The organism is Nocardia sp. NPDC059691 (genome assembly GCF_042733915.1).
GTDB classification, from domain to species: Bacteria; Actinomycetota; Actinomycetes; order Mycobacteriales; family Mycobacteriaceae; genus Nocardia; species Nocardia sichangensis.
The window spans coordinates 76,389-88,922 of the sequence record NZ_JBHWFB010000016.1 but is presented as its reverse complement, the minus strand read 5'-3'; the positions used below and the strand labels follow the sequence as shown (position 1 = coordinate 88,922).

Annotated in this window: 11 protein-coding genes; 5 read left to right on the top strand and 6 right to left on the bottom strand. The window is 69.1% G+C overall.

What is annotated here, in order from left to right; translation table 11 throughout:
- Positions 1–82: 82 nt before the first annotated feature.
- The 3 genes from ACFV2O_RS30230 to ACFV2O_RS30220 form a co-directional block, all read right to left on the bottom strand.
- A complete protein-coding gene (locus ACFV2O_RS30230; RefSeq protein ID WP_379254864.1) occupies positions 83–1,303 on the bottom strand; it encodes a CaiB/BaiF CoA transferase family protein in 1,221 nt (406 codons plus the stop codon).
- Positions 1,304–1,721: 418 nt separating this feature from the next.
- The gene (locus ACFV2O_RS30225) at positions 1,722–2,651 is read right to left on the bottom strand and encodes a TauD/TfdA dioxygenase family protein (protein ID WP_379254862.1); all 930 of its coding nucleotides are present in this window, start codon (positions 2,649–2,651) and stop codon (positions 1,722–1,724) included.
- Positions 2,652–2,909: 258 nt separating this feature from the next.
- A complete protein-coding gene (locus ACFV2O_RS30220) occupies positions 2,910–3,680 on the bottom strand; it encodes a deoxyribonuclease IV (protein WP_355077239.1) in 771 nt (256 codons plus the stop codon).
- Between the two features lie 124 nt (positions 3,681–3,804).
- Between ACFV2O_RS30220 and ACFV2O_RS30215 the strand changes: the two genes are divergently transcribed.
- The 4 genes from ACFV2O_RS30215 to ACFV2O_RS30200 all read left to right on the top strand — a co-directional run bounded on the left by ACFV2O_RS30215 (position 3,805) and on the right by ACFV2O_RS30200 (position 9,458).
- On the top strand, positions 3,805–4,935 hold the full coding sequence (locus ACFV2O_RS30215; protein WP_379254860.1) for a protein kinase: 1,131 nt from the start codon (positions 3,805–3,807) through the stop codon (positions 4,933–4,935).
- A 125-nt stretch (positions 4,936–5,060) separates the two neighbouring features.
- Positions 5,061–6,869: a protein kinase gene (locus tag ACFV2O_RS30210; protein ID WP_355077242.1), complete on the top strand. Its 1,809-nt coding sequence runs from the start codon at positions 5,061–5,063 to the stop codon at positions 6,867–6,869.
- 3 nt (positions 6,870–6,872) lie between these two features.
- A complete protein-coding gene (locus ACFV2O_RS30205) occupies positions 6,873–8,477 on the top strand; it encodes a serine/threonine-protein kinase (protein ID WP_379254858.1) in 1,605 nt (534 codons plus the stop codon).
- Between the two features lie 33 nt (positions 8,478–8,510).
- A complete protein-coding gene (locus ACFV2O_RS30200) occupies positions 8,511–9,458 on the top strand; it encodes a MerR family transcriptional regulator (protein WP_379254857.1) in 948 nt (315 codons plus the stop codon).
- Here ACFV2O_RS30200 and ACFV2O_RS30195 read toward each other — a convergent pair.
- Positions 9,443–10,273 carry a GNAT family N-acetyltransferase gene (locus ACFV2O_RS30195; protein WP_379254856.1) on the bottom strand — a complete coding sequence of 277 codons (831 nt, stop codon included), beginning with the start codon at positions 10,271–10,273 and terminating at the stop codon, positions 9,443–9,445. The two genes, ACFV2O_RS30200 and ACFV2O_RS30195, sit on opposite strands and share 16 nt — an antisense overlap.
- Before the next feature lie 84 nt (positions 10,274–10,357).
- A complete protein-coding gene (locus ACFV2O_RS30190) occupies positions 10,358–10,588 on the bottom strand; it encodes a hypothetical protein (RefSeq protein ID WP_355077249.1) in 231 nt (76 codons plus the stop codon).
- Positions 10,589–10,937: 349 nt separating this feature from the next.
- Between ACFV2O_RS30190 and ACFV2O_RS30185 the strand changes: the two genes are divergently transcribed.
- Positions 10,938–11,366, top strand: a complete 429-nt coding sequence (locus ACFV2O_RS30185; RefSeq protein WP_379254855.1) for a hypothetical protein — start codon at positions 10,938–10,940, stop codon at positions 11,364–11,366.
- Positions 11,367–11,402: 36 nt separating this feature from the next.
- Here the strand turns inward: ACFV2O_RS30185 and ACFV2O_RS30180 are convergent, their stop codons facing one another.
- Complete coding sequence (locus ACFV2O_RS30180; protein WP_379254853.1) at positions 11,403–12,527, bottom strand: acyl-CoA dehydrogenase family protein; 1,125 nt, start codon at positions 12,525–12,527, stop codon at positions 11,403–11,405.
- Between the last annotated feature and the right edge of the window lie 7 nt (positions 12,528–12,534).

Genomic DNA, 12,534 nt, shown 5'->3' with positions numbered 1-12,534 from the left:
ACCGTGGGCCTGCTGATCCCCGGCGAGCGCGGTTCCCTCGCGTCGCGCCCCTTCGGACGCCTCCGGTCGTGTGGCCGCGTGCTCATCGCGCCTCCAACGCATCGATCTCGGCTTCGCTCATGCCGAGCAGGCCGGACAGAACCTCTCGGGTGTGCTCACCCAAGTCGGGTCCGACGCTGCGGATGGGCAAGGACTGTTCGCCGATCACCGGGACGATGCCGGGGAAGCCGACAGCCTTGGGCTCCGGCGCGCCGACGTCCACGGTGAACGACTGGATCATATTGCGCGCCCGGTACTGCTCGTCGGCCACGATGTCGGCCGCGGTGTAGATCGGGCCGCACGGAATAGCGGCGGCGTCCAGCAGCTTCAGCGCCTCGTCGCGGGTATGCCGAACCGTCCACTCCCCGATCGCCGCGTCCAGCCGCTCGCGATTGCGCCAACGGCCCGCGTTGTCCTGCAGGTCCGGGTCGGCGGCCAGGTCCGGCCGATCGATGACCGCCATGTAGCGCTGGAAGATGGCGTCGCCGTTGCCGCCGATGATGATGCTGGTGCCGTCCGCGCACGGGTAGGCGTTGCTCGGCGCGATGCCCTCCATCCGGCCGCCGACGCGTTCGCGCTGGATGCCGTAGGCGAGATAGTCCGGCACCAGCGATTCCATCACCGACAGGATCGCCTCGTTCAGCGCCACGTCGATCACGCGCTCCCGCAACGGGACCGGCGTGTCCGACTCGGCGCGGCGCTCGCGCTGGAACAGCGCCATCACGGTGCCGAACGCGGCGTAGATACCCGCGATGGAGTCGCCGATCGAGACGCCGGTGCGCACGGGTGGACGGTCCGGATCGCCCACCAATTCGCGCAGTCCGCCGATCGCCTCGGCCACCGCCGCGAAACCGGGACGCTCCGACAGCGGGCCGGTCTGCCCGTAAGCGGAGATCCGGGTGATCACCAGATCCGGATTCGCCTCGTTCAGCACCTCCGGCCCGAGACCCCACTTCTCCAGCATGCCGGGCCGGAAATTCTCCAGCAGCACGTCACAGCGCCGGATCAGGTCGAGGACGATCCCGCGCCCCGCCTCGGTGCGCAGATCCAGCGTGATCGACTTCTTGTTCCGGTTGATCGTCCGGTAGAGCATCGAGGTGTCGCCGCCGTAGAGCCGCCAGTTGCGCAGCTCGTCGCCCGCTTTCGGGCGTTCCACCTTGATCACCTCGGCACCGAAGTCGCCGAGGATGCGCCCGGCGGTCGGCGCGGCGATGTAATTGCCGAGCTCCAGGACGCGCACCCCGTCCAGCGGCCGAATACTCATGGCAACCAGTATGGGCTGTGTTGGTTTTTGCAGCGCCTGCGGCGCTGCGTGTTCACGGCCCCGAGAAGTCTCGCGCCCGAGCGACCGAGACTCGCGACTGCGTCGCATGCACTTCGGTCACTCGGCCGCGAGACGGGCCGCGAACGGCGCTCGTAAGACTCGCGCCCGGCGGGGTTGGGTCGGTTTCGGGCGGCTCTAGGTTGTTGTGGCAACCTCCGGTGCCGGGGGCAATACGCGAGTACGCCTGCCCCCGCGTCAGTGGACCGATCCGCGGTTCGCGGTCAGGTCACTTACGGCATTTCGTAGCCCGACCTGCATATATGGCAGGCCGGGCTCCTCGGCGACGGCTCACAGCGACCCGAAGACACCGCATGGCCCCTCAACAGCCGGAGGCCCGGCAACCATGCGGGGTCCGCGTTCAGGACGCGAGCAGCTGGGTGTTCTCGACGATCGAGTAGTGCTCGGCGTTGCCCGCGATGATGGTGCTCGTCGAGCCGTCGACGCCGACCGGGACATCGCCTGCCAGGGTGATGCGGGTCAGTTTGCGTGGCTGGTCGTCGTAGTCGTCGATGGCGTAGTGCTGGGTGGCGCGGTTGTCCCAGATGGCGACGTCGCCCGGCTCCCAGTTCCAGCGGGCGGTGTTCTCCAGGCGGGTCACCCGGTCCTGGAACAGCCGGAACAGCGCGTGCGACTCCGTGCTGGACAGCCCGACGAAATGCTTGACGAAATGGCCGAGCAGCAACGCCCGCTCCCCGGTCTCGGGGTGCACGCGCACCACCGGGTGCTCGGTCTCGTAGTAGGTGGACTCGAACTCGGCGCGGTAGGCGGCCGTGTTGGGACGCGGCGTCTCCTCGGCGCGGGCGTAGTCGTAGACGTTGGTGTGCACGGCGCGCAGGGATTCGGCGAGCCGCTTGAGCGGCTCCGGCAGCGACTCGTAGGCCGCGACGGTGGACGCCCAGGTGGTCGCGCCGCCGTAGGACGGCAGGTGCACCGCGCGCAGGATGGACGCCTTCGGGATGCGGTCGACGAAGGTGACGTCGGTGTGCCAGCTGTTGGCGCGGCCGTGCTCGGAATCGATCGCCAGGCTCTTCACACCATGCGAGGTGACCGTCGGGTGCGGGGTGGTCGGCGAGCCGAGCAGCTGGGCGAACTCGTACTGCCCGTCCTCGGTGAGGTGGTCCTGACCGCGGAAGAAGATGACCTTGTGCTCCAGCAGCGCGCGACGGATCACGTCGATGGTGGCCGGATCCAGGTCTCCGCCGAGCCGGACGTTGTCGATCCGCGCGCCGATACGAGCGCCGAGCCTGGTCACCGAGGCTGTGGATGGGGTGGCGGGTGCGACCGTCATGAGATCACCTTCGCTGTCGAGATCGGTTACTGCTCCGGAGAGCAGACCACCCAAACGACCCCTCTGACCAGGGTTTTCGTCGCACTGATCGCAAACGGCGCGAAAGCACCACCACTTCGGCCCACCGAGCGCGAGCCCGACCCGGACACCGCCCAGCTCCATTCCGTTCTGCGGGGCGCTGCCCAAACATCGTCGGGACGACCGAGCTGACCCAGCCCCGCCGGGTGCGAGTCTTACGAGCGCCGCAAGCGCTGCAAATCAGACACAGTGCTCGCGCAAGTACGCCAAGTCCTCCGCGAGGCCGTCCGCCGGAGTCTCCAGCACGACCGGCGCGTCCGCCGTGCGGCACACCTCGGCGAGCAATTGCGGGTCGATGGTGCCGTCGGCGAAGTTGGCGTGCCGGTCGGCGCCGGAGTCGAATTCGTCGCGCGAGGAGTTCAAGTGCACCAGGTCGATCCGGCCGGTGATCGCCTTGATCCGGTCGACGACGCCGATCAGCTCCTCGCCGCCCGCCCAGGCGTGGCAAGTGTCAAGGCAGAAGCCGGCGCCGTACTCGCCGACCGCGTCCCACAGCCGGGCGATGGAATCGAAATGCCTGGCCATGGCGTGATTGCCGCCCGCGGTGTTCTCGATCAGGATCGGCACCGCGAAGCCGCCTTTGTCCTGCTGACGCTCGAACAGTTTGCGCCAATTGTCGATTCCGGTCTCCAACTCGGCGTCGGAACGCACGTGCCCGCCGTGCACCACCAGACCGAACGCGCCGAGTTCGGCGGCCGCCTTCGCCTGCTGGGCCACCGCGTTGCGCGAGGGCATGCGCAGGCGGTTGTTCAGGCTGGCGACGTTGATCTGATAAGAGGAGTGGACCACGACCTCGATCGGGCTGGCGAGAATCTCCTCGGTCCGCGGATGCGGGGTGGGTTTGTCCCAGCTCTGCGGATCGACCACGAACATCTGGATGACGTCGGCGCCGAGTTTCTCCCCGAAGCCGATCGGGTCGCTGTCGAGCCGGACGTGTGCTCCAATGCGCATGCGGGTCACAGTACTGGCTGCTACCGACGACAATCGAGGTTGCGCCGCGAGGTGTTGCATCCCGATGGCTCATCGAGATACATGGGTAGTGTCCGCGCGCTCGACTCGACAAGGGGGTGTACAGGTGTTGCAGACCGGCGAGATCTTCGCGGGCTACGTCATCAAACGCGTCCTCGGCCATGGCGGCATGGGCACGGTGTACCTGGCCCAGCATCCTCGGCTGCCCCGCCTGACGGCGTTGAAGCTGCTCAAACGCGAACTGTACGCCGACACCGACATCCGCCGCCGCTTCGAACGCGAGGCCGATCTGGTGGCACGGCTCGATCACCCGAACATCGTCACGGTGTTCGATCGCGGCGCCGAGGACCGGCAGCTGTGGATCTCGATGCAGTACGTGCCCGGCGCGGACGCCTCCTGCGCGGACGTCGACGTCCTCGCTCCGTGGCGCGCGGTGCGGATCGCGGCCGACACCGCCGCGGCGCTGGATTTCGCGCACGCGAACCAGGTGCTGCACCGCGATGTGAAACCGGCCAACATCCTGCTGGCCAAGGCGCCGATCGGTCAACCGGAACGGGTGCTGCTCACCGATTTCGGGATCGCGGGCATCCGCGGCGCGGAGAGCACGATCGGCTCGTCCGGCACGATCACCGCGACACTCGCCTTCGGCGCCCCGGAACAGCTGATCGGCAGGCCGCTGGACGACCGTGCCGATCAGTATTCGCTGGCGTGCACGCTGTTCTGGATGCTCACGGGAGCGCCGCCGTATCCCGGCGCCAACCCGGCGGCTGTGGTGAACAGCCATCTGTACGCGCCGATCCCGGTGCTCAGCCGCACACGTCCCGGACTGCCGCCCGCGCTGGATCCGGTGCTGGCGCGTGCGATGGCCAAGCGGCCAGAGGATCGCTTCAACAGTTGCGCCGAGTTCGCCGCCGCCGCGAAATCCGCCCTGTCCGAACAGCGGGCCGGGCATCGGACGGCGCCGCACGGCATTCATCCCGACGGGTATCCAACCGCGCCGACATACCACGCGGCCGCGCCGCAGCACCTACCGAGGCCGCGGGAAACCCCTCGACCGTCCCCGAGTTTCCTGCCGCCGCGCCGCCCGGCCCATCCCGGCCTGATCGAGTTGCCGAACTTGCCCATGCGCCCGGGCTCGGTAGTGCGACCGCACCAGCAACCTCCGGACGCTCGGCCTCCGCCGGGCGGTCCGACGCATGTCGATCGCCCGCGCCGCACCACGCTCGACGAGCGATAGGTGAGGCGCGATTACTGCTATGGTTTCGATGTTTTCCGTGGTCGGGCCCATCTCCGGCCACGCGTTCTTTTGCTGTACGCCTGTTCGCCGGTGGGTCCCGGCGGGCGGCGGGAAGTGGAGCAGTCATGCTGGCCAGCGGTGACGTTTTCGCCGGCTATGTCATCGAGCGGCAACTCGGCCGCGGTGGCATGGGCTCGGTATATCTGGCGAAACATCCGCGGCTACCGCGGATGACCGCGCTGAAGCTGCTGAATCGGGAGATGTTCTTCGACAAGGAGGTGCGGGCGCGGTTCGAACGGGAGGCGGATCTGGTCGCCCAGCTCGATCACCCGAACATCGTCACGGTCTACGACCGCGGGCTCGAGGACGAGCAGCTGTGGATTTCGATGCAGTACGTCGACGGCATCGACGCCGCCTCGGTGGAGCCGAAGTCGCTTCCGCCCGTACGCGCGGTGCAGATCATCAAGGAGACCGCCGACGCGCTGGACTACGCGCACGGCAACGGGGTGCTGCACCGCGACGTGAAACCAGCCAACATCCTGCTGGCCCGCTCCGGCGCCGGTCGCGGTGAGCGGGTGTATCTCACCGACTTCGGCATCGCGCGGCTGCGCGACGACACCGGCCACCTCACCCAGACCGGCACCTTCACGGCAACGCTGGCCTACGCCTCGCCCGAGCAGCTCACCGGCGCGTCGCTCGACCACCGTTCCGATCAGTATTCGCTGGCCTGCTCGCTGTTCTGGTTGTTCACCGGCACCGGCCCGTTCTCCGCGACCAACCCCGCCGCGGTCATCCAAGGGCATCTGCAGGGCACGCCGCCCGCGCTGAGCGGCGTCCGGCCGGGCCTGCCCTTCGCGCTGGACGGCGTGCTGGCCAAGGCGATGGCCAAGCGACCCGACGACAGGTACGGCAGTTGCGCGGAATTCGCCGCGGCAGCCAAGCAGGCGCTGACCGGTTCCAGCGCGCCGTCGATGCCGGTGGTGGGCGGTCCCCGCCCGGTCACCGGGCCGCAGCACCCCACGGCGGGGCCGCGCCCGGCCACCGGGCCGCAGATCCCCACCACGGGATCGCCGTATCCGGCTGCGCAAGGTCACTACGTCAGCGGCCCTGGCCACCAGGTGCACACCCCGCAAACCAGCGGGCCGAACGCGCTCGCCTCGGCGTCGCCCGCGACTCCGCCGCCCGCGCCGGTGGTGAACTCGCGGCCGCACACCGGTCCCGCGCCCCAGCCGACGGCCGCCAACCCGTATCCCCAGCAGCAGGCCGGGTTTTCCACCTTCGCCCCGCCACACGGCGCGCACGTGCACCACTCGGCCGCGCCGCCGCCCAAGAAGAACACCGGCCTGATCATCGGCCTGGTGGTGGGCGTGGTCGTGTTGATCGTGGTGGTGCTCGGCATCATCGGCGCCGTCTCCGATTCGGGCTCGAGCAACGCGGGCACGACGACCACATCGGCGGTGAAGCCGAATCTCGTCGACGCGACCCCGGAGTCGGTCAGCGCGGAGTTCCCGCGGATGGTGCCCGCCTCCAAGTCCGAGGAGGTCGGATACAACGGCGCCGAATGCTGGCTGGCCTCGCCGAGCTCGCCACCGTCGCCGTCCAAGGGCGAACCGGACTTCGGTGACTGGGCCGCGCAGTGGCGCTGCTTCAAGGGCGGCAACAACGAGGATCCGTACTACCGGATCTACGTCTACAAGGCCCCCGCCGATGTGCAGGCGGTGCTGAAGGGCCTGCCCTCGTCGGCCGCCAAGTCCACCGACACCAACGGCGGAAAGTCCTACACCAATTACAAGTACGTCGACGACGGCGCCAAGATGGTCACCGCGTTCACCGGCGATCCCGATCGGACCCAGTACCTCATGTACACCGACGGCTTCTCCCACACCACCGTCGACGAGCTGCTGCGCTGGTGGCGCTCGGCTCCGCTGAACTGACCGATGCACCACACCGGCGAGGTCTTCGCGGGGTACACCATCGAACGCCTGCTCGGCCGCGGCGGGATGGGATCGGTGTACCTGGCCCGGCATCCGCGGCTGCCCCGGTTGACGGCGATGAAGCTGTTGAACCCGGACCTGTTCGACGACACCGAGTCCCGCGCCCGCTTCGAGCGGGAGGCGGACCTCGTCGCACGGCTGGATCACCCGAATATCGTCACGGTGTTCGATCGCGGCGTCGAGGGCGACCAGCCGTGGATCTGCATGCGCTACATCGACGGCACCGACGCCGCGGCGCTGGACGCGTGGACGCTGCCGCCGCCACGGGCGGTGCAGATCATCGCCGAAACGGCCAAAGCGCTGGACTTCGCGCACAGTCGCGGCGTGCTGCACCGCGACGTGAAACCGGCGAACATTCTGCTGGAGCGCGTCGAGGGAGACCAGGAACGGGTCTTCCTCTCCGACTTCGGCATCGCCCGATTCCGGGACGACACCGGACGGCTCACCCAGACCGGCACCTTCACCGCCACCCTCGCCTACGCCGCGCCGGAGCAATTGTCCGGTGCGCCGCTGGATCACCGCGCCGACCAGTACTCGCTGGCCTGCACGCTGTTCCGGTTGCTGACCGGCACGGTGCCGTTCGACGCCACCAATCCGGTCGCGGTGATCCAGGGGCATCTCAACGCACCGCCGCCCGCGATCAGCAGGCTGCGGCCCGGATTGCCGGTGGCGCTGGACGGCGTGCTCGCCAAGGCGATGGCCAAGCACGCGGCCGATCGCTTCGACTCGTGCGGCGAATTCGCCGCCGCCGCGTGGCAAGCGCTGACCGCGCCCGCGGCGTGGCCCTCGCCGAGTCATCCTCCGCTGCACGCGGAACCACCGCTCCCCAGCGCGGGCGGGGGCCTTCGTCCGCAGCGGCGTCCCCGGCGCAGAGCGCGACTGGAGGCCGTGATAGGTCTGATGCTGGCGCTGGGCCTGGCCGCCGCGCTCGCCGCGCCATCGTTCCACGACACCTCATCCGGCTCCGCCGCATCGACCACCACGGTGGCCACGCGGAACACCGACGCCACCACGCCGCCGACCGCCCAGCGCCCGACGACGAGCGTCTCGGCCACCGCGGACCGTGCCACCATCGGCGCCCGCGCGGCCGAGCTGAGCGCCGCGTTCCCGGACATGCTTCCGGAGACCTCCGCCCAGCGCCTGGTCCACTCCGGAACCGGGTACAACAAGGCGGGCTGTTTCGCCCACGCACCGGATTCCGCGACGACGCGCGACCACGAGGATCCGGATTTCGGCCCCTGGCTGGTGATGTGGAGCTGCTTCGGCGGGCCGAACAAGGCGTCTTTCGACTTCTACCTCTATGGCTCCCCGGCCGACGCGCAGGCCGCGCTAGCGGCGTTACCGGCCAACGACCGCGCGACCGCCACCAACAACAGCGGGCACAGCTACACGAATTACACCCTGCACGACAGTCGGAACCTGCGGCCGCGAATGGTCACCGCCTTTTCCGCGGACCCGGGACGGGCCGCCATGCTGATGTACAGCGCCGGATTCATCGCCACCGAAGCCGAGTTCATGAATTGGTGGAAATCCGCGCCGCTGAATTGAGTTTCCCCCAGGGGGAGACGCGAGGGTAGGCACATGGACGACACCCGCTTCACCATCGGCGCCGTTGCCGAACGCACCGGCCTCAGCGTCAAGACGATCCGGTTCTACGCCGACAAGGGCGTCGTCCTGCCCACCGAAATCAGCCCATCCGGCTACCGCCTCTACGACATCCGCGCGCTGGCGGAACTGGATCTGGTGCGGACGCTGCGCGCTCTCGGACTCGACCTGGCCACCGTCCGGCGCGTGCTCACCCACGAGCTCGCGCTGTCCGAGGTCGCCGCGGCGCACGCCGACGCACTCGACACCCAGATCCGGATCCTGCGTCAGCGACGAGCGGTTCTGCGCGCGGTGGCCGGGCAGGGCTCGACCCCACAGGAGTTGGATCTCATGCACAAGCTCGTCACCTTGTCGGCTGCCGAACGTCATCGACTGATCGAGGATTTCGTGGAGGCGACCTTCGGCGGACTGGACGCCAACCCGGAACTCACCGAGTTGCTGCGCACCGCACTGCCGGACCTGCCCGACGATCCCGCACCCGCGCAGGTGGCCGCGTGGGTGGAACTGGCGGAACTCACCGCAGACACGGACTTTCGGGCGGCGATCCGGCGGATGGCCGAGTACCAGGCGCGCGAACGCGCCGAGGGCGATACGACGGGTCTGCACCACGCACTCACCGAGGCCGTGCGCGACCGGGTCGAGGCGGCCATGGCGGCGGGTGTCGCGCCCGGCTCTCCCGCGGCGGCCGAGGTGGTCGCCGACCTCGCCGCGCGTTACGCGGCCACGTTCGGCAGGCCCGACGATCGCGCGCTGCGCGAGTGGATGCTGGAACGCCTCGCGGTGGCCGATGACGAACGCGTGGAGCGGTACTGGCGGTTGCTCGCGGTGATCAACGGCTGGCCCGCGCCGCCGAGCCTGACGCCGGTGTTCGCCTGGTTCACCGCCGCCCTGCGCAGCGTCCTGGCGGGCTACTCGAAGACATAGTGCGCGAATTCGTGGGTCGGGTGGAAGCCGATCGCCCGGTAGATCCGGTTGGCCGTCGTGTTGTCGGTGTCGGCGAAGAGGCAGACCTCCAGGTTCTGGGCTCGCAGCTGCTTCGCGACGTGCGCGGTCACCGCGCTGGCGTACCCGTTTCCGCGGGCGTCCGGCGGGGTGTAGACCGGCCCGATCCGCGACCAGCCCTGAATCGGGATCTGATGCGCGGCAAGACTGACCGGTTGCCCGTCGCGTTCCCACAGCCACCACCGGCCCGCTTCGACGCGGCGCCGGATCGCGGCCTCGTCCAGTCCGGACGCCATGCCGGACTCCGCGCGCATGGCCGCGAGCCAGTCCCCGCACAGGGCGACATCGGATTCCAGGGCGCGGCGTGGCGCTCCGGCCACGTCCGGGATCCGCAGCGCGCCGAGCCGGTGCAGCCGGGTGCGGTACGACTGCTGAAAATCTCTCCCCAGCAGTCCACACCAGTGCTGGGCGAAATCGGTCGCGTCCGCGACGACGCCCTCGACGCCCGCGGTTTCGGGGACGACCTCGGCCAGCGCGCGAGCCACCGCGGGAATGCCGTCGGGCGGTAGCGCGCCGAGATACACATCGCGACCGGCCACGCGCATGGCGGCGCCTACCACCGCCGCGTCCTCGCCGTGGACGGTAAGAAATCGCGATGGCTCAGCCGGGGCATCCATGCCCGTGACATGGTTGGCGACGCTCGTGGTGAGCACGGTGTGCCGCAGCGGATCGCGGAGCAGGAACGCCCCCGCGACCGAGCGGAACTCGGCGGCGTCGGTGGTGATCTCGATCCTCATACAGATCACGGTAGGCGCCTGAGATCTTGCGCGCCTTCGTTTCTCACGCCCGTCGCCAGGCCTGTGGGCGGCCGACCGGCCGGTTTACGGTCCGTCCGCTTCGCCGCCACCCGCGCGGAGTTTGAGCAGAACCAGTCCCGCGGTGCAGGCGAGAATGAGTCCGGCGACGGTGATTTCGACGTGCAGTCCGGCGATGCCGAGCACCGCCCCGACGAGTCCGCCGATGAAGATCAGCCAGGCGAGCGTCCGCGACACGATCGTGGACAGCGAGCGGCCCTGCTGGTTCGACGCGGGATGCTGTGCCGTTGCCGACACGGCATCTTCTGCGGCGCGGGACGAACCACGCCGCGACGCTGTCGAGTAAGCTCCCATCATCTACTCCTCGATGACGCCGGTCAGAGAACCACAATCACGTTCTCACACAACGTGTCTCTCATCCTTGAACCGGCGTCTCACGCGTAACTTTGCTCACACACGCTACGACTCCGGGACGCCGGAAGATAGCGACACGTGCCCACGACACGCCGAAGAGACCAATTCGATATCTGAATCAGAACTGTTTTAAATGCGCCATCCGGCGCATACCCAGCGACCACTCGCCTCGCCGGACCGACCGGCCTCGAGTAAGGTGAGTCCACTCGATACACACCGAGGAGCGTCACCGTTGGAAAGCAGCAGGGCCAAGATCGCCGGTCCGGCGATCGCCGTAGGAGCGGTTTCCATCGGGCTCGTCCTGATCGGCGCCTGTGGCGTCGGTAAGCACGACACCTACGTGCCGCCCCCGCCACTCAAGGCGGGCGAGTACGCCGAACCCGTTGTCCACGAGAACACCACCGGCTCGACGACCCCCAAGGTCGTCATCCCGCCGTCGCCCAGCTGGCGGATCGCACCAGCCGAGCAGCGGCACCCCACCCCGTTTTCGGGCTTCATGAGCAGCACCACCGCCGAGCCGTCCCCGGGGAATCCGCACGACGACACCACGCAGGCGGCGCCCCCCGAGGAGCCGAGGCCGACGGCCGCGCGAGCGCCGGCGAGCGACTCGACGGACGAAGCGCCCAACCAACTGCGGACGACGCCGCGAGACGACGAATGACGCGGTGGTGCGCGAAACGCACCACCGCGGCACTCCTTACAGTTCGGGCAACTCGTAGTCGCCGACCCGCGAGCTGAGCACCCGCAGATGCTCGAGGCCGCTACCGAGGGTGCGCTCGATCGCGGTCAGCCGGGCCACGTAATGGCTCACCGGATACTCCGCGGTGACGCCGATGCCACCGTGCATCTGGATCGCCTCCTGCCCGATGTGACGGGCCGCGCGGCCGACCTGCAGCCGTGCGCGCGACGCGATCACCGGATCGTCGGCCCCGTCCGCCAGCGACGCCGTGGCGTACAGGCTCATGCTGCGCGCCAGTTCCAGCGAGACGTACATGTTGGCCGCTCGCTGCGTGAGCGTCTGGAACTTCGACAGCGTGACACCGAACTGCTTGCGCTGCTTGAGGTAGTCGGTGGTCAGGCGCAACGCCTCTTCCATCGCGCCGACCGACTCCGCGCACAGGCTCGCCTGCGCGTGGGTCAGCACCGACTCGATGGCATCGGTCGCGTCCGCCGCGCCGAGCCGCTCGGCGGGCGCGTCGGTCAGCTCCACCTGCGCGCCGCGCTGGCCGTCCACCGTGCGGTAGGACTTGCGGACCACACCCGTCGCGTCCGGCGCGACCAGGAACAGACCGACGCCACCCTCGGGCAGCGCGGCGCTGACCACGAGTTCGTCGGCGCTGTCGCCGTGCGCGACGGGGTTCTTCACGCCGGTCAGCGTGTACGAATCGCCCTGCGCCGTGGCGGTGGTCGCCAGTTCCGCGGCAGGCCAGCGCACCCCGGGCTCGGCATGGGCGAAGGCCAGCAGTTTCGCACCAGAGGCCACCTCGGGCAGGATCCGCTGCCGCTGTTCGGCGCTGCCCGCCGCGGCGACCAGGCCACCGGGGACCAGCACCGCGTCCAGGATCGGTTCCGGCGCGAGCCTGCGGCCCACCTCCTCGAGCACGACCATGGTCTCCACCGGACCGGCGCCGACGCCGCCGTCCTCCTCGGTGAAACTCAGGCCGAGCACGCCCAGTTCGGCGAGCTGACGCCACACGTCGCGGCTCCAGCCCAGTTCGGAGTCCACCACCTTCAGCCGTGATTCGGCGTCGTAGTTGCGCGCGAGCAGGTCACGGACCGTGTCGCGGAGCATGACCTGTTCATCGGTGAGATCGAAATCCATGGTTGCG